A 16,987-nucleotide genomic window follows, 5' to 3' on the forward strand; every position below is an offset into this window, starting at 1 on the left:
CACCGGGCCGTTTCCGGCCTCGCTTTCCCCGCGGCGGGGGCTTCGGGCATCACGGGTGCCCGAAGCCCCCGCCGTCGTCATGAGCAGACCTTGCCGTTCTTCGGCACCGAGCCGCCCAGCAGGTACGCGTTCACCGTGGAGTCCACGCAGTCGCTCCCACTGCCGTAGGCGCCATGCCCCTCGCCCCGCCAGGTGAGCAGCACTCCGACGCCCTTGCCCAGCTCGCCGGCCATCCTCAGCGCGCCCTCGTACGGCGTGGCCGGGTCGCCGGTGTTGCCGACGACCAGGACGGGTGCCGCGTCGGGGGCGCTCACCTCCGGGGTGTCGTGCTGTCCGGGCACCGGCCAGTCGTGGCACCAGCCGGCCGTGTCCCAGCCGAGGAACGTCCCGAAGACGGGGGAGATCGTCTCGAATCGCGGCAGCAGCTTCTTCGTCTCGGCCACCGTCGGCCGCTGCCTGTCGTCCAGGCACGATATGACCCGCTGGGAGTGGGTCGTCGTGCCGTAGCGCCCCGAGGGGTCGCGCTCGTTGTAACGGTCGGCGAGGGCCAGCAACTCCGAGCCGTCGCCTTCCTCCGCCGCCTCCAGGGCGCTCGTCAGGGTCGGCCAGCTGTCCTTGCTGTACAGCGGCAGGATGATGCCGGTGACCGCGAGGGTCTGGGTCAGCTTCCGCCCCGGCGCGCCCGTCGCCAGGGGGCGGTCGTCGATGCGCCGGAGCAGGTCGGCGATCTTGCGTGTGCCGTCCTCCGGATCCTGGCCCGTGGACCTGAGGTAGCCGTTCAGCGCACGCTGGAAGCCCCTGGCCTGGTTCTGGGCATGGCCGACGGTGTCCGCGGTGGGGTCGACGACCGCGTCCAGCGTCATGCGTCCCACCTTCTTCGGGAAGAGGTGGGCATAGGTGCCGCCCAGTTCGGTGCCGTAGGAGATGCCGAAGTAGTTCATCCTGTCGTCGCCGAGGACCTCACGGATGCGGTCCATGTCGCGGGCCGAGTCGGCGGTCGAGACGTGGGCCATCAGCTTCCCGGCGTCCTTCTGGCAGCCCTTGCCGAAGTCGGCGGCGTCCGCGAAGTACGCCTTCTCCTCGGCGGGGGTGTCCGGGGTGACGTCCACCGACTCGGCGGCCTGGATCTCCTTGTCGCCGCGGCAGCGCACGCCCTCGCTGGTGCCTACGCCGCGCGGGTCCCAGCTCACCAGGTCGTACCGCTCGCCCAGTGAGGAGACGGTCGGCGCGTAGGACGGCATCATGGACACGCCCGAGGCGCCCGGCCCGCCGAAGTTGAACAGCAGCGAACCGAGGCGGTCGCCGCCGCGGGCCTTGGCGCGGATCAGTCCCAGGCCGATCGTCTCGCCGTCCGGCTTCGACCAGTCCAGCGGAACCTTCACCGTCGCGCACTGCCATTCGCCGCTCGGCGCGGGGCCTTCGGCGGTGGCCTTGCAGCGGCCCCAGGAGAGCCCGGTCTTGTCGTCGCCGGACGAACCGCCGCCACAGCCGGCGGCCAGCAGGGCCGAGGCGGCCGCCAGAGCGGTCCACCGAACCAAGCGCGTCATTGCCCATCCCCCCTCGCAGGCCGTCCGCTTCGTGCCGCGGATGGCGGTCAGGCCATGGTAGGCAGATCCGGCGTCGGCCGTTTCCGCCTGTGGATAACCTTCTGACCTGCGAGTTCGTCGGGAGCGTTGGGGATGTCAGGTGCAGACGGTCGCCGTCGGCGGCAGGGAACCGCTGCGGATGTCAGGAGCAGACGGCCCCCTGGCGGAAGGGACCGTTGCGGATGTCAGGTGCACACGGTCCCCGTCGGCGGCACTTTCCCGTCCAGCAGATAGCCGTCCACCGCCCCCTGCACGCACGGGTTCTTGCTGTCGTAGGCGCCATGCCCCTGGCCCCGGTACGTCAGCTCGACGCCGACGCCCTTGCCCAGCTCGTTCACCATGGCCCGCGCGCCCTCGTACGGCGTGGCCGGGTCGCCGGTGTTGCCGATGACCAGGATGGGCGCCGAGCCCGGAGCGCTGACGTCCGGGTCATTTGCGGCTCCCGGCACGGGCCAGTCGGTGCAGCTGAGCAAGGACCACGCCAGGTAGTCGCCGAACAGGTCGGACGCGGCCCGGAACTCGGGCAGCTTCCGCTCGACGTCGGCGGTGTCGTAGCGGGGTTTGTCGTCGGCGCAGTTGATGGCGATGTTGGCAGGGGTGATGTTGCTGTACTCGCCGTTCTCGCTGCGCCCGTTCATCGCGTCGGCCAGCGACAGCAGGATCCTGCCGTCGCCGTCGTACGCCTGCTCCAGGCCCTCGGTGAGGTACTCCCAGAAGTCCTGCGAGTACAGCGCTTGTGCGATGCCGCTGGTCGCCTGCGTCTGGGTCAGCTGGCGCGGGAAGATCCCCGGGATCGGGTTGCGGTCGAGGTCGGCCAGCAGTCTGGCGATACGGTCCTTCACGTCCTGGGCGCTGTCGCCGATCGGGCACTCCTCGACCTGCGACACGCAGTTCTCGGCGAAGTTGTCGAGTGCGCGCTGGAAGCCCTTGGTCTGCCCCAGCGACCCCTGTTCGGGGTTCTGCGTGGGGTCGACGACGGCGTCGAACACGGCTCGGCCGACCCGCGAGGGGAACAGGTGGGCGTAGACGCCGCCCAGTTCGGTGCCGTAGGAGATGCCGAAGTAGTGCAGCTTGTCGTCGCCGAGGACCTGACGCATCAGGTTCAGGTCGCGGGCCGTGTCGGTGGTGCGCACGTGCGGCAGGATCTTCCCCGAGTTGTCCTCGCAGGCGTCGTTGAACTCCTTGGTGTTGTCCACGAGCTCGGTGCGCTCGGCGGCGTCGTCGGGGGTGGCGTCCTGCTGGAAGTAGGCGTCGAGCTGCTGGTCGTTCTCGCAGATCACGGGTTCACTGCGGCCGACGCCGCGTGGGTCGAAGCTGACCAGGTCGTAGCGGGTGCGCAGCTTCTCGTAGCCTTCCGCGAAGGCGGGCAGCGAGGTGACGCCCGAGCCGCCGGGGCCGCCGAAGTTGAAGATGAGCGAGCCGATGCGGGCGTTCTCCGGGCCGGTCGTCCTGACCCGGATGAGCTCCAGGCCGATCGTGTCGCCCTTCGGGTCGTCCCAGTCGAGAGGGGCCTTCATGGTCGCGCACTGCCACTCGCCGTCGTCCGGCAGGGGAGAGGGTGAGGTGCCGCCGCCCTGGGCCGCGTCCGGGGCCGGGCAGCCCTTCCAGCTCAGGTCCTGTCGCGTGAGGTCCTCGTCCTTGGCGTCGTCGCCGCAACCCGCCAGCAGGGTGGACAGCAGCACGGCGGAGGCGGTCAGTGCGGCGGCGCGCAGCCGGAGGAGGGAGGGCATGCCTCCATCCTGCGGCGGCGGCGAACGGGGCGCGCGGGACGCGTGCCGTACGAGGTAGGAGGGGCAGGGGAGGCGGTAGGAGGGGCGGGGGAGGCTCTGCTTCCCCGCGCGGTCGTGTCAGAGGGCCTGCTTGCGCGAGAGATGGTTGAAGGCCAGCCAGCCCGGCAGCACCGGCAGCCACAGCGTCAGCAGGCGGAACAGCAGGACCGCCGGCGCCGCGACCTCCTTCGGCAGTCCGACGGCGATCAGACCGACCGTCAGGGTCGCCTCGACCGCGCCCACACCGCCCGGCGTCGGCGCCGCGGACCCCAGGGCGTTGCCCGCGAGGAAGACGACGGCGACGCTGGCGATGCTGATCGACGTGGAATCGTCGCCGAACGCGCGGATCGACGCGTCCAGGCACATCACGAAGCAGGCGGTCAGCAGCAGCATGCCGCCGATGCCGGTGACCAGCTTCTGCGGCCGCTGGAGCACGTCCAGCATGCGCGGCACGACACCCGCGAACAGCGACCGCACGCGCGTGACGACGAACTTGCGCAGGAACGGCACCGACGTCACCACCAGCACCAGCACGGCCACCGTGAGCAGCCCGGCGATGACCGTCCGGGACGGCGACAGGGACGGCGTCTTCTCGGTGCCGGTCAGATAGCCGAAGGACAGCAGCATCAGGATGTGGCAGCCGAGCCCGAACAACTGCGAGGCGCCGACGCTCGCCACCGCGAGCCCCGGCCGCACTCCCGCGCGCTGCAGGAAGCGTGTGTTCAGGGCGACCCCGCCCACCGCCGCCGGGGCGACGATCTTCACGAACGACCCGGCGACCTGCGCCGCCACGGTCCGCAGGAACGGCACCCGCTCGGGCACGAACCCCAGCAGCGCCATCGCCGCCGCGACGTAGCTGCACATCGAGAACAGCACGGCCGCGGCGACCCAGCCCCACTCGGCGTTCGCGATCAGCGGCCCGAACTCGATGTGCGTGAGCTGCGTCAGCAGGAAGTACGCGCCGATCGCGCCGGCGATGACACTGATCAGCGTGCGCGGCCGTACCCGCTCCAGCCGGGCCGGCTCGACGGGCGCCTGCGGCCTGATCCGCAGCACCGCGTGCCGGATCTGCGTGAGCAGGTCTTCCTCGCGCGCCTCCTCCAGGGCCTCGTCGATCGCCCGCTTCTCGGCCCGCTGCTCCGCCCGTACGGCCTTCTTGTCGGGCTTCTTGTCGGGCTTCTCCAGGACGACGGGCGTTTCGTCCGCGTCCTCGCCCGGGCCCTGCTTGGCCTGCCTGGACGCCTCAAGGACCGCCTCGCGTTCGCGCTGTGCCCGCTCGCGGGCCAGTCGGCGCAGCGTCGCGCGCGTGGAGCGGCTGAGCGCGATGGGCTGGAGCATCGGCAGGCAGTCCGCCACCGCGTCGGGGCCGAGCACCCCCACCGCCGAGGCCACCGTGCGCTCGGCGCCCACCCGCAGGCCGAGGGTCACCAGCAGCTGGGAGGTGTCCATGCGCAGCAGCAGATCGCCGGCAGCGATCTCGCCGACGCGCAGGTCGGTGAGGATCACCTTGCCGGAACGATCCACCAGAATCGCGTCACCCACCAGCCTGCGATGCGCGATACGCCGCGACTGCAGGGCCTTCACCTGGCGCCAGGTGTCGCGCAGCAGGTCGTCGGTGATCTCCTCGTCCGGCAGCGAGTCGAGGGTGCGCCCGCCGCTGTGCTCGTAGACGAGCATCACCGCGTCGGGGCCGAGCTCGGAGGTGGCGATCAGCTTGGGCGCGTTGGCCCCGGCCGCGATGGCCGCGTACGCCAGCAGGGCCTCCTGCTCCAGGGCCTGGCGCAGCGACTGGAGGCTGCTGCGGGTGGCGAAGCCGCGCAGGGTCAGGTTGCGCCAGGCGCGGTAGAAGAAGCCCTGGGCCTGCTGCTCCCGGTCGACCACCGTCACGTCCAGGGGCGGGCCGTCCTCCAGCGTGACGAAGTAGCGGCGGCCCCGGTCCCCGGTGTCCGGGTTGTCCGAGGTGTCCTCGCGTGAGGCGCTGACCGGGCGGAACCCGACGGTCCGCAGGCCTGCCATCAGCGTCTGGCCGGTGGGCCGGACGTTGGGCGAGCCGACCGCGTACAGCGTGCCGTAGGCCACGGTCCAGCCGATCAGCACGGTGAGGATGATCGAGAACGGGGTCGTGTACCCGGTGACGAGCATCGAGAAGGCGTCGAGGAGCAGCACGACCCACAGCACCGCGCGCCATCTGGGTCTGCGTGACATGCCGACGGCCGTCATGTAGGCGATGACCGGGGCCAGATATCCGTGCACGGGATCGGTCAGCGCGTGGATGTCGCCGGGGGAGGGCTGGGTGAGCGCCTCCTGGATCGAATCGGGGGCGGCCCGGGCCACCCACAGGTCCGTGGCGAGGGTCACACCGTGCGCGAGGACCGCCGCGAGCACGCCGTCGGCGATGCGCAGCCCGTCCCGTTTGATCAGCCGCTCGATGGCGAAGGCGACCGGCACCAGCAGGATCGCGATGCTGGAGGCCAGCCCCGCGATCTTGATGAGCAGGTCGGGTGCTTGCCCGGTGCCCTTGTTGATGTCCTGTTCGAGGCCCGAGGTGGTGCCGTGCGCGAAGGCGGCGATCCCGATCAGGATCGCGATGGCGAGCACACCCACCAGCAGGCGCATCAGGTCGGACGGGCGGTGCACGCGCGCGGGGAGCAGCGGTTCGTCGCCCTCCACCTCGTCGATGTGCGCGAAGTCGGGCTCCTGGGCGGCCGCCCGGGACTTCTTCGCGGCCCCCTTCGGACCGTCGGCCGGAGTGCCCGGGCGCGACGAAGCGTCAGAGGTGCCCTCCGTGTCCTCGGGGTGCGCACCCTGCTGCTTCATCGTCTCTTCTTGATCTCGTATCACCGATCACCGCCCGCACGATGGTGGCATGCCGCACCGGCACACGGGACAATCAGGGTGCACATGCGGGGGCGGACAGTCTGCCCGATGCGCCCCTGCCGGGTGAGGGAAACGCTCCGGAGCACGCCCCACCCGTTGTCGGTGGGGTGGGGCAGGATGGGGCGGATGAGTGAGCAGAGCCCTGAGGGGGGCCGGTACGAGGACGGGCCCGCGCAAGCGCTGCCCGAGTACGCCGAGCAGGTCCTCGACGTCGCCGAACTGATCCCGCCGGGGCGTGTCATGACCTATGGGGACGTCGCCGAATGGCTGGAGCAGGGGGGCCCGCGGCAGGTCGGCCGCGTGATGGCGCTCTACGGGGGAGCCGCTCCCTGGTGGCGGGTCGTCCGCGCGGACGGCGTCCTGCTGCCGGGGCACGAACAGCGGGCGCTCGGCCACTACCGGGCGGAGGGCACGCCCCTGAAGGAGGCGAGCCGTGCCGCCGAGGGCCACCTGCCGCGCATCGACATGAGACGGGCGCGGTGGGACGGCGGCGATCGCGCGGAGGGTCACACCTGACAGCTTCCGCCATCGGACGGCCTGTCGTGTGACCCGTGATCCGTACGGGGGAATCGGGGCACACCGGGGGCATGACGTACGTTCGTGAGGCGAGGGGCATGAGTGCCACGAGTGCCGAGAGTGGCCGGCGGGAAGAAGGGGAAGCCCTGCTTCCGCCGCACCCGTCGGCGTAGCGTCGGCTGCGCGTGCCCCCGTCACCCCGCGGTCACCGCCCGCCACCCGCGGTGGCCCGCCAACCAGCACTTCCACCAGAACCGGCGAACCACGTGAGCTCCTCTTCCTTCACCAGCGGCCTGTCGCACCCCCGGGCGCGGCGGGGGAGCCGTGGCGCTTACCGACTGGTACGTACCCCTCCTGCTCGGGTGGACCCCCCTCGTTTGGACGCCTCGCAGCGCTCCGTGGTTGACCACACGCGCGGCCCGCTGCTCGTCCTCGCAGGCCCGGGCACCGGAAAGACCACTACGCTCGTCGAGTCCGTGGCCGAACGCGTCGCCCGGGGCGGGGACCCCGAGCGCATCCTGGTCCTCACCTTCAGCCGCAAGGCCGCCGTCGAGCTGCGCGACCGCATGGCCCGGCGGGCCGGGGCGGCCCGCGCTCCCCAGGCGACCACCTTCCACTCGTTCTGCTACGCCCTGGTCCGCGCCCACCAGGACAACGACCTGTTCGTCGAACCGCTGCGCCTGCTCTCCGGTCCCGAGCAGGACGTCTCGGTGCGGGAGCTGCTCGCGGGCCAGGTCGGTCTGGAACGGCTCGGACTGGCTCATGTGCGCTGGCCGGACGAACTGCGCGCCTGCCTGACCACCCGCGGTTTCGCCGACGAGGTCCGCGCGGTTCTCGCCCGCAGCCGTGAACTGGGCCTCGGCCCCGACGCCCTGGACGCCTTCGCCCGCCGCACGGGACGGCCCGACTGGCGCGCCGCGGCCGCCTTCCTCGCCGAGTACCTCGACGTGCTCGACCTGCAGGGCGTGATCGACTACGCGGAACTCGTCCACCGCGCGGTGCTCCTCGCCCGCCGCCCCGAAGTCGCGGCGTGGCTCGCCGCCCGGTACGACGCCGTCTACGTCGACGAGTACCAGGACACGGATCCCGCTCAGGTACGACTGCTGGACGCCCTGGCCGGCGGTGGCCGCACGCTCGTGGCCTTCGGCGATCCCGACCAGTCGATCTACGCGTTCCGCGGTGCCGACGTCAACGGCATCCTGGACTTCCCGCACGCCTTCCCCCGCGCGGACGGCCGCCCGGCGCCCGTCTCCGTGCTGCGCACGTCCCGCCGCTCCGGCGCCGGCCTGCTCGCCGCCACCCGGCTGCTCACCCAGCGGATGCCGCTGACCCGTCTGCCCGCCGATAAGGTGCGCGCCCACCGCGAGCTCGCCCCCGTGCGGGACGGCGGCCGCGTCGAGGCGTACACCTACCCGACGGCCGGGACGGAGCTGGACAACATCGCCGACATCCTCCGCCGGGCTCACCTGGAGGACGGCGTCGCCTGGAGCGACATGGCCGTCCTGGTGCGCGCCGGCTCCCGCACCATCCCGACGGTCCGCCGCGCCCTCACGGCGGCGGGCGTCCCCGTGGACGTCGACGGTGACGACGTGCCCCTGCGGCAGGAACCTGCGGTGGCGCCGCTGCTGACGGCACTGCGGGCGGTGGCAGCGGCGGAGGCGGGGTCTACCGAGCGGCGGGAGGCCGGCGCCAGGGAGCCTTCCTCAGAGGACGTTCCTGATGCGCCAGAGGGCGTTCCTGATGCGCCAGAGGACGTTCCTGGTGCGTCGCAGGACACCTGCTGGCTCGACACCGAAACCGCCCTCACCCTCCTGACCTCGCCCCTCGCGAGCATGGACGCCGCCGACCTGCGCCGTCTCGGCCGCGCCCTGCGCGACGAGGAGAGGGCCGCCGGCAACCCGCTGCCGCCGCCCTCCGACGTGCTGCTCGCCCGGGCGCTCGCCGAGCCGGAGCGCCTGGCCGTGCACGACCCCACGTACGCGCGGGGCGCCCAGCGCCTCGGCGCCCTGCTGCGCAAGGCCCGCGAACGCCTCGCCGGCGGCGGCACGGCCGAGGAGGCGCTGTGGGACCTGTGGGAAGGCACGCCATGGCCCACCCGTCTGGAACGGGCCGCCCGCCGGGGCGGCGCCGCCGGGCGCAACGCGGACCGCGACCTGGACGCCGTCTGCGCCCTGTTCGCCACCGCCGCCCGCGCCGAGGAACGCACCGGAGGCCGGGGCACCCTGAACTTCCTGGCGGAGATCGACGCCGAGGACATCGCCGCCGACACCCTCACCAGGCGAGCCGTACGCCCCGCCGCCGTCCGCCTGATGACCGCGCACCGCTCCAAGGGACTGGAGTGGCGCCTCGTGGTCGTCGCGGGCGTCCAGGAGGGCCTGTGGCCGGACCTGCGCCGCCGTGGCTCCCTCCTGGAGGCCGACCGCATCGGGCGCGACGGACTCGCCGAACCCCTCGCCCCCGGCGCGCTGCTCGCCGAGGAGCGCCGCCTGTTCTACGTGGCCGCCACGCGCGCGCGTGAACGCCTCGTCGTCACCGCCGTCAAGGCCCCCGCGGACGACGGCGACCAGCCCTCGCGCTTCCTGACCGAACTCGGCGTCGAACCCAAGGACGTCACCGGGCGCCCCCGGCGCCCGCTGTCCGTCGCCGCGCTCGTCGCCGAACTGCGCGCCACCACCGTCGACCCGCGCGTCTCCGACGCCCTCCGGGAGGGCGCCGCCCGCCGCCTGGCCCGGCTCGCCGCCCTCGCCGACGAGGACGGCCGCCCCCTGGTGCCGTCCGCGCACCCCTACCGCTGGTGGGGCATGTTCGAGCCGACCGCGTCCAAGGTGCCGCTGCGCGACCGCGACCAGCCCGTGGTGCTCTCCGGCAGCGCCCTCGACCAACTGGCGAACACCTGCGCCCTCCAGTGGTTCCTCGGCCGCGAGGTGAAGGCCGACGCGCCCGCGACCGTCGCCCAGGGCTTCGGCAACGTGGTGCACGTCCTCGCCGACGAGGTCGCCTCCGGGCACACTCCCGCCGACCTCACCGTCCTCATGGAACGCCTCGACTCCGTGTGGAACGCGCTGGCCTTCGACGCGCCGTGGAAGTCGGCCCAGGAGAAGGACAACGCGCGCGTGGCGCTCGAACGGTTCCTGCAGTGGCACGTGACGAACCGCACCGGCCGGACCCCGGTGGCCAGCGAGCACGACTTCGACGTCACCCTCGAAGCGGGCGACTACCAGGTCCGCATCCGCGGCCAGATGGACCGGGTCGAGGCGGACGGCGACGGCCGCGCCTACGTGGTCGACTTCAAGACCGGCAAGCAGGCGCCCAGTTCCAAGGAGGTGGAGCGGCACCCGCAGCTCGCCGTCTACCAGCTGGCCGTCCGCGAGGGGGCCGTCGACGAGGCCTTCGACGGCGGACGCCCCGAGCCGGGCGGCGCCGAACTCGTCCACCTGCGGCAGGGGGCGGCCAACCGCGACGGCGGCGAGAGCCTGCCCAAGGTGCAGGCCCAGGAGCCGCTGGAGGGGGAGTGGGTCGGCGACCTGCTCGCCACCGCCGCCGGCAAGGTCCTCGACGAACGGTTCACGCCGACCGCCGGCCAGCACTGCACGCACTGCGCGTTCCGAGCCTCGTGCAGCGCGCGGCAGGAGGGGCGCCACGTCGTGGAGTGAGGTATCGCACCACCCGTGGTGACCTGCGCTTGGACCGTCCCGAACGCCTATGCGGCCACCACTGTCAGTGGGCGCCGCTAGCCTCTCTGACGTGCCAGCCCGTATCACCGACCCCGAACAGCTCAAGCAGCTCCTCGGCATCCCGTTCACCCCGGAGCAGACGGCCTGCATCACCGCGCCGCCCGCCCCGCAGGTCATCGTGGCCGGAGCCGGCTCGGGCAAGACGACGGTGATGGCGGCACGCGTGGTGTGGCTGGTCGGCACCGGCCAGGTCGCCCCCGAGCAGGTGCTCGGCCTCACCTTCACCAACAAGGCCGCCGCCGAACTCGCCGAGCGCGTCCGCAAGGCGCTGGTCAAGGCCGGCGTCACCGACCCGGACGCCATCGACCCGGACAACCCGCCGGGCGAGCCGGTGATCTCCACCTACCACGCGTTCGCGGGCCGCCTACTGACCGACCACGGCCTGCGCATCGGTCTCGAGCCCACGTCCCGGCTGCTCGCCGACGCCACCCGCTTCCAGCTTGCCGCGCGTGTGCTGCGCGAGGCCCCCGGGCCCTACCCGGCCCTGACCCGTTCCTTCCCGGACCTCGTCGGCGACCTCCTCGCCCTCGACTCCGAACTCGCCGAGCACCTCGTGCGCCCGGAGGCACTGCGCGCGTACGACGCCGAACTGCTGCTGACCCTGCGAGGCGCCAAGCTCAGCAACGCCGACCTGCGCAAGGTCCCGGAAGCCGCGGCCGCCCGGCGCGAACTCGCCGAGCTGGTCACCCGCTACCGGACCGCCAAGCGCGAGCGGGACCTGCTCGACTTCGGCGACCAGATCGCCCTGTCGGCCCGGCTCGCCGGAACCCCCGAAGTGGGCCAGGTCCTGCGCGACGAGTTCCGCGTGGTCCTGCTCGACGAGTACCAGGACACCTCGGTCGCCCAACGCGTCCTCCTGGCGGGCCTGTTCGGCGAGGGCACCGGCCACCCCGTCACCGCCGTCGGCGACCCGTGCCAGGCGATCTACGGCTGGCGCGGCGCCTCCGTCGCCAACCTCGACGACTTCCCCGAGCACTTCCCCCACGCCGACGGCCGGCCCGCGACCCGCCAGTCCCTCAGCGAGAACCGCCGCAGCGGCGGCCGCCTCCTCGACCTCGCCAACGGTCTCGCGGAGCCCCTGCGCGCCCTCCACGCGGGCGTGGAGGCCCTCCGCCCGGCCCCCGGCGCCGAACGCGACGGCATCGTCCGCTGCGCTCTGCTGCCCACCCACGCCGAGGAGATCGACTGGGCCGCCGACTCCGTCGCCCACCTCGTCCGGACCGGAACCGCGCCCGGCGAGATCGCCGTCCTGTGCCGCACCGCGACCGACTTCGCCGAGATCCAGGGCGCCCTGGTCGCCCGGGACATCCCGGTGGAGGTCGTCGGCCTGTCCGGGCTGCTGCACCTTCCCGAGATCGCCGACCTCGTCGCCGTCTGCGAGGTCCTCCAGGACCCCGGCGCCAACGCCTCCCTGGTGCGCCTGCTCACCGGCCCGCGCTGGCGCATCGGCCCGCGCGACCTCGCCCTCCTGGGGCGGCGCGCCCGGCTCCTCGTGGCCCACGCGCGCGTGGCGGACGACGACGACCAGGACCGCCGCCTGGCCGAAGCCGTCGAAGGGGTGGACCCGTCCGAGGTGATCTCCCTCGCGGACGCCCTCGACACCTTCCTCGAAACACCACTGGACGGCCGCGGGGACGACGACGGACTGCCGTTCTCGCCCGACGCGCGCGTGCGCTTCGCCCGGCTGGCCACCGAACTGCGCGAGCTGCGCCGCTCCCTGGCCGACCCGCTGATGGACGTCCTGCACCGCGTCCTCGCCGTCACCGGCCTGGAGGTCGAGCTGTCGGCTTCCCCGCACGCCCTGGCCGCCCGCCGCCGCGAGACCCTGTCCAACTTCCTGGACGTCGCCGCCTCCTTCGCCGCCGGCGACAACGAGGCGTCCTTGCTCGCCTTCCTCGGCTTCCTGCGCACCGCCGCCCAGTACGAGAAGGGCCTCGACAACGCCCTGCCCGGCGGCGAGAACACCGTCAAGGTGCTCACCGCCCACAAGTCCAAGGGCCTGGAGTGGGACGTCGTGGTCGTCCCCGGCCTGGTCACCGGCACGTTCCCCAGCAGCCAGGGCCGCGAGAAGTGGACCTCCCAGGGCAAGGTCCTGCCGCACGGGCTGCGCGGCGACGCCGACACCCTGCCCGACGTGACGTCCTGGGACGCCAAGGGCCTGAAGGCCTTCCACGAGGCCATGAAGGACCACCAGCACACCGAGGAGCTCCGCCTCGGCTACGTCACCTTCACCCGCCCCCGCTCCCTCCTCCTGGGCTCCGGCCACTGGTGGGGGCCCACTCAGAAGAAGCGCCGCGGGCCGTCCGCGTTCCTCCAGGCCCTCTACGAGCACTGCGAAGCCGGGTACGGCGAGATCGAGGCCTGGGCGGACGAACCAGCCGAGGACGAGGACAACCCGGCCCTGCACCGGGCGACGGCCGACCAGGTCTGGCCCCTGCCCCTGGACGCGGCGGCCCTGGCCCGCCGCCGCGCCGCCGCCGAGACCGTCCTGGCCCACCTCGAGGGCCTCGCGTCCGAGGAGGCCGGGCACCCCGCGGCCGTGCACGACCCGGACGCCCTCGACGACCCGGAGTGGCCGCCGCCCCCCGAGGACGACGAGCCTCCCTACGACGAACCGGACCCCTTCGACTACGACGAAGACCCCTTTGACCACGACGAAGACGCCTTCGACGACGAGGCCCTCGACGCACCGGCCTCCCCGGCGCCCCAAGAAGAAGACGCCATCGACGGAGATGCCTTCACGGAAGCAGACGGGCCGGCGGACGGAGACGCACGGCCGGCGCACGCCCCCACGGTCCCCCACCAGGCGGGACCACCGGAACCCCAGGACCCCCGGCGACACCCCAGGCCGCACCTCACCCCGGAGGAAGCCCGCACCATCGCCTCCTGGGACCGCGACCTCGACGCCCTCACCGGCGAGCTCCTGCGCGCCCGCGACAGCGTCACCGAGGTCCCCCTGCCCACGTCCCTCACGGCCTCCCAGCTGCTGCTCCTGGCCGCCGACCCGGACGGCCTCGCCCAGGAGCTGGCCCGCCCCATGCCCCGGCCACCCCAGCCGGCCGCCCGCCGCGGCACCCGCTTCCACGCCTGGGTCGAGGCCCGTTTCGAAGCGCTGACGCTGCCCATGCTGGAGCCGGAGGAGCTGCCGGGCAGCGACGCGGAGATCTCCGACGAACGGGACCTGGAGTCCCTCAAGGAGGCCTTCGAGCAGACCGAGTACGCGCACCGCACGCCCTACCGGGTGGAGGTCCCCTTCCAGCTGGCGCTCGCCGGCCGCGTCGTACGGGGCCGCATCGACGCCGTCTACAAGGTGGGCGACGGTGAGCGCGCGACCTACGAGATCGTCGACTGGAAGACCAACCGCGCACGTACCGCCGATCCCCTCCAGCTGGCCGTCTACCGCATCGCATGGGCCGAGCAGCAGGGCGTCCCCCCGGAGGCCGTCACGGCCGCGTTCCTGTACGTACGCAGCGGTGAGATCGTCCGCCCCGACGGCCTGCCGGACCGCGCGGCACTGGAGCGGCTGCTCAGCGAGGAGCCGCCCGGTGAGGAACCGCACTCCGAGGAGGACGGTGCGGGCCGATAGGCTCGTGACCATGAGCCAGACCCCGGACAGCGTCGTCCGTACGTACATCCAGCAGCACCGCGCCGCCTTCCTCGACGACCTCACCGAGTGGCTGCGCATCCCGTCGGTGTCCGCCCAGCCGGACCACGCGCCCGACGTACGACGCAGCGCCGACTGGCTCGCCGCCAAGCTGAAGGAGACCGGCTTCCCGACGGCCGAGGTCTGGCAGACCGCGGGTGCGCCCGCCGTCTTCGCCGAGTGGCCCAGTGACGACCCGCAGGCGCCCACGGTCCTGGTCTACGGCCACCACGACGTGCAGCCCGCCGCCCGGGAGGACGGCTGGGAGAGCGAGCCCTTCGAGCCGGTCGTGCGCGGGAACCGCCTCTACGCGCGCGGGGCGGCCGACGACAAGGGCCAGGTGTTCTTCCACACCCTCGGCGTCCGCGCCCACCTCGCCGCCACCGGCCGCACCACCCCGGCCGTGCACCTCAAGCTGCTCGTCGAGGGCGAGGAGGAGTCCGGCTCCCCGCACTTCCGGGCCCTGGTCGAGCTGCACGCCGAGCGGCTCACCGCCGACGCCGTGATCGTCTCCGACACCGGCATGTGGTCCGAGGACACCCCCACCGTCTGCACCGGCATGCGCGGCCTCGCCGAGTGCGAGATACGCCTGCACGGCCCCGACCAGGACATCCACTCCGGCTCCTTCGGCGGCGCCGTACCCAACCCGGCGACGGCCGCCGCCCGCCTGGTCGCCGCCCTGCACGACGAGCACGCACGCGTGGCGATCCCCGGCTTCTACGACGGCGTGGTCGAACTCACCGACCGCGAGCGCGAACTCCTCGCCGAACTGCCCTTCGACGAGCAGCAGTGGCTGCGCACGGCCAAGTCCTACGCGGCCCAGGGAGAGGCCGGCTACACCACCCTGGAGCGGATCTGGGCCCGCCCCACCGCGGAGGTCAACGGCATCGGCGGCGGCTACCAGGGCCCCGGCAGCAAGACGATCATCCCCTCCTCCGCCCTGGTGAAGCTGTCCTTCCGCCTGGTGGCGGGCCAGGACCCCGGCCATGTGGAGAAGGCCGTCCGCGCCTGGGCCGAGCAGCAGGTGCCGCCGGGAATCCGCTGCGACGTCACGTTCAGCGGGGCCACGCGCCCGTGCCTGACGCCGCTCGACCACCCGGCTCTGGAGTCGGTCACCCGCGCCATGGGCCGGGCGTTCGAGAAGCCGGTCCGCTTCACGCGCGAGGGCGGCTCCGGACCGGCGGCCGACCTCCAGGACGTCCTCGGCGCCCCGGTGCTGTTCCTGGGCATCTCCGTCCCCTCGGACGGCTGGCACGCCCCGAACGAGAAAGTCGAACTCGACCTCCTCCTCAAGGGCGTCGAGACCACCGCGTACCTGTGGGGTGACCTCGCCGAGAACTGGCGCCATGCGCCCTGAGCCCACCGTCCTGTCCGGGCCGGGCACGCGCGCGGGGCACACTGGAGGCGCCGCCCCGCACCGCCCGAGCCCGCCGGACCCGGTCGCCTCCCGCCGTACGTCCCACTGAACCGCCTGCCGAACCCGACCGTTCCACCGGGGAGTTGGAAGCACCCGTGACCACCTGGACCGACCCCAACGCCGACCGCCCCATCTCGCTCACCGCCCCGAGCGGCATCGACCGGGCCGCTCACCACCGGCTCGACGAGGCCTGGCTCGCGGCGGCGTGGAGCCACCCGACGACGCGCTGTTTCGTCGTCTCCGGCGGACAGGTCCTCATCGACGAGACGGCGGACGGACGCACCGAACTCGTCATGACCCCGTCCTTCGAGGCCCCTCTCACCGAGGCCCACCGCTACTTCCTCGGCAACGACGAGGACGGCGTCAGCTACTTCGCCCTCCAGAAGGACTCCCTGCCCGGGCGCATGGACCAGTCCGCACGCCCGGCAGGCCTGCGCGAGGCGGGCGCGCTGCTGTCGGCCCGCGACGTGGGCCTGATGGTGCACGCGGTGGGCCTGGAGAACTGGCAGCGCACGCACCGTTTCTGCTCACGCTGCGGCGAGCGCACCGTCATCGCCGCCGCCGGGCACATCCGCCGCTGCCCGGCCTGCGGCGCGGAGCACTACCCGCGCACGGACCCGGCCGTGATCATGGCCGTGACCGACGAGGACGACCGCATCCTGCTCGGCCGCCAGGTCCACTGGCCCGAGGGCCGCTTCTCGACGCTGGCGGGCTTCGTCGAGCCCGGTGAGTCCATCGAGCAGTCGGTGCGCCGGGAGGTCCTCGAGGAGGTCGGCGTCAGCGTCGGCCAGGTCGAGTACGTCGCCAGTCAGCCCTGGCCCTTCCCGTCCAGCCTCATGCTGGGCTTCATGGCCCGCGCGACCTCGACCGAGATCGAGGTCGACGGTGACGAGATCCACGAAGCCCGCTGGTTCTCCCGCGAGGAGCTGCACGCCGCCTTCGAGTCCGGCGAGGTGCTCCCGCCCTACGGCATCTCGATCGCGGCCCGCCTGATCGAGCTCTGGTACGGCAAGCCGCTCCCGACGCGGAGCGTCGCCTGACGCCGCCGGTGACCGGCCCGTACGGGACTCCGGCACGGGCGTCGACCGCTCCGCGGCGATGAGCGAACGTGCTGGAAGGCGGCCCCTGAGCTGTCTCAGGAGCCGCCTTCCCCGCACGAACACGCGACGACTAGGCGCCGATCTTCTGCTTCACCTGCGCCAGCGACGGGTTCGTGAGCGTCGAGCCGTCCGGGAACAGGACGGTGGGCACTGTCTGGTTTCCGCCATTCGCCTTCTCCACGAACGCGGCGGAATCCGGGTCCTGCTCGATGTTGATCTCGGTGTACGCGATGCCCTCGCGGTCCATCTGGCTCTTCAGCCGGCGGCAGTAGCCGCACCACGTGGTGCTGTACATCGTCACAGTGCCCAGCATGTCTCTCGTACTCCTCAGGTGGCTCGGTCGGG

The 16,987-nt window shown here is 72.8% G+C and carries 9 protein-coding genes; 5 read left to right on the top strand and 4 right to left on the bottom strand.

Annotated features, from left to right (window positions below; all coding sequences use genetic code 11):
- Positions 1–77: 77 nt before the first annotated feature.
- The 3 genes from IGS69_RS23225 to IGS69_RS23235 all read right to left on the bottom strand — a co-directional run bounded on the left by IGS69_RS23225 (position 78) and on the right by IGS69_RS23235 (position 6,172).
- On the bottom strand, positions 78–1,547 hold the full coding sequence (locus IGS69_RS23225; RefSeq protein ID WP_190902462.1) for an alpha/beta hydrolase: 1,470 nt from the start codon (positions 1,545–1,547) through the stop codon (positions 78–80).
- A 224-nt stretch (positions 1,548–1,771) separates the two neighbouring features.
- Complete coding sequence (locus IGS69_RS23230; RefSeq protein WP_190902463.1) at positions 1,772–3,316, bottom strand: alpha/beta hydrolase; 1,545 nt, start codon at positions 3,314–3,316, stop codon at positions 1,772–1,774.
- A 117-nt stretch (positions 3,317–3,433) separates the two neighbouring features.
- Positions 3,434–6,172, bottom strand: a complete 2,739-nt coding sequence (locus tag IGS69_RS23235) for a lysylphosphatidylglycerol synthase domain-containing protein (RefSeq protein ID WP_190902464.1) — start codon at positions 6,170–6,172, stop codon at positions 3,434–3,436.
- Between the two features lie 186 nt (positions 6,173–6,358).
- Between IGS69_RS23235 and IGS69_RS23240 the strand changes: the two genes are divergently transcribed.
- The 5 genes from IGS69_RS23240 (at position 6,359) to nudC (ending at position 16,582) form a co-directional block, all read left to right on the top strand.
- Positions 6,359–6,748 (top strand): MGMT family protein, encoded by a 390-nt coding sequence (locus IGS69_RS23240; RefSeq protein ID WP_229829154.1) that lies wholly within the window; start codon positions 6,359–6,361, stop codon positions 6,746–6,748.
- 266 nt (positions 6,749–7,014) lie between these two features.
- Positions 7,015–10,401, top strand: a complete 3,387-nt coding sequence (locus IGS69_RS23245) for an ATP-dependent helicase (RefSeq protein WP_190902466.1) — start codon at positions 7,015–7,017, stop codon at positions 10,399–10,401.
- A gap of 91 nt (positions 10,402–10,492) precedes the next feature.
- Positions 10,493–14,068, top strand: a complete 3,576-nt coding sequence (locus tag IGS69_RS23250) for an ATP-dependent DNA helicase (RefSeq protein WP_190902467.1) — start codon at positions 10,493–10,495, stop codon at positions 14,066–14,068.
- Between the two features lie 10 nt (positions 14,069–14,078).
- Complete coding sequence (locus tag IGS69_RS23255; protein ID WP_190902468.1) at positions 14,079–15,482, top strand: dipeptidase; 1,404 nt, start codon at positions 14,079–14,081, stop codon at positions 15,480–15,482.
- 155 nt (positions 15,483–15,637) lie between these two features.
- The gene (gene nudC / locus IGS69_RS23260; RefSeq protein WP_190902469.1) at positions 15,638–16,582 is read left to right on the top strand and encodes an NAD(+) diphosphatase; all 945 of its coding nucleotides are present in this window, start codon (positions 15,638–15,640) and stop codon (positions 16,580–16,582) included.
- A 130-nt stretch (positions 16,583–16,712) separates the two neighbouring features.
- Here nudC and IGS69_RS23265 read toward each other — a convergent pair whose 3' ends face one another.
- Complete coding sequence (locus tag IGS69_RS23265) at positions 16,713–16,955, bottom strand: mycoredoxin (RefSeq protein WP_030854849.1); 243 nt, start codon at positions 16,953–16,955, stop codon at positions 16,713–16,715.
- Between the last annotated feature and the right edge of the window lie 32 nt (positions 16,956–16,987).

Origin of the sequence: Streptomyces tuirus, assembly GCF_014701095.1 — a bacterium.
GTDB classification, from domain to species: Bacteria; Actinomycetota; Actinomycetes; order Streptomycetales; family Streptomycetaceae; genus Streptomyces; species Streptomyces tuirus.

What these genes read in the sequence shown, in the direction of transcription:
- IGS69_RS23235 (WP_190902464.1), bottom strand. Translation starts at nt 6,172, where the DNA reads ATGAAGCAGCAGGGTGCGCACCCCGAGGACACGGAGGGCACCTCTGAC.
- IGS69_RS23225 (WP_190902462.1), bottom strand. Translation starts at nt 1,547, where the DNA reads ATGACGCGCTTGGTTCGGTGGACCGCTCTGGCGGCCGCCTCGGCCCTG.
- IGS69_RS23240 (WP_229829154.1), top strand. Translation starts at nt 6,359, where the DNA reads ATGAGTGAGCAGAGCCCTGAGGGGGGCCGGTACGAGGACGGGCCCGCG.
- IGS69_RS23265 (WP_030854849.1), bottom strand. Translation starts at nt 16,955, where the DNA reads ATGCTGGGCACTGTGACGATGTACAGCACCACGTGGTGCGGCTACTGC.
- IGS69_RS23255 (WP_190902468.1), top strand. Translation starts at nt 14,079, where the DNA reads ATGAGCCAGACCCCGGACAGCGTCGTCCGTACGTACATCCAGCAGCAC.
- IGS69_RS23230 (WP_190902463.1), bottom strand. Translation starts at nt 3,316, where the DNA reads ATGCCCTCCCTCCTCCGGCTGCGCGCCGCCGCACTGACCGCCTCCGCC.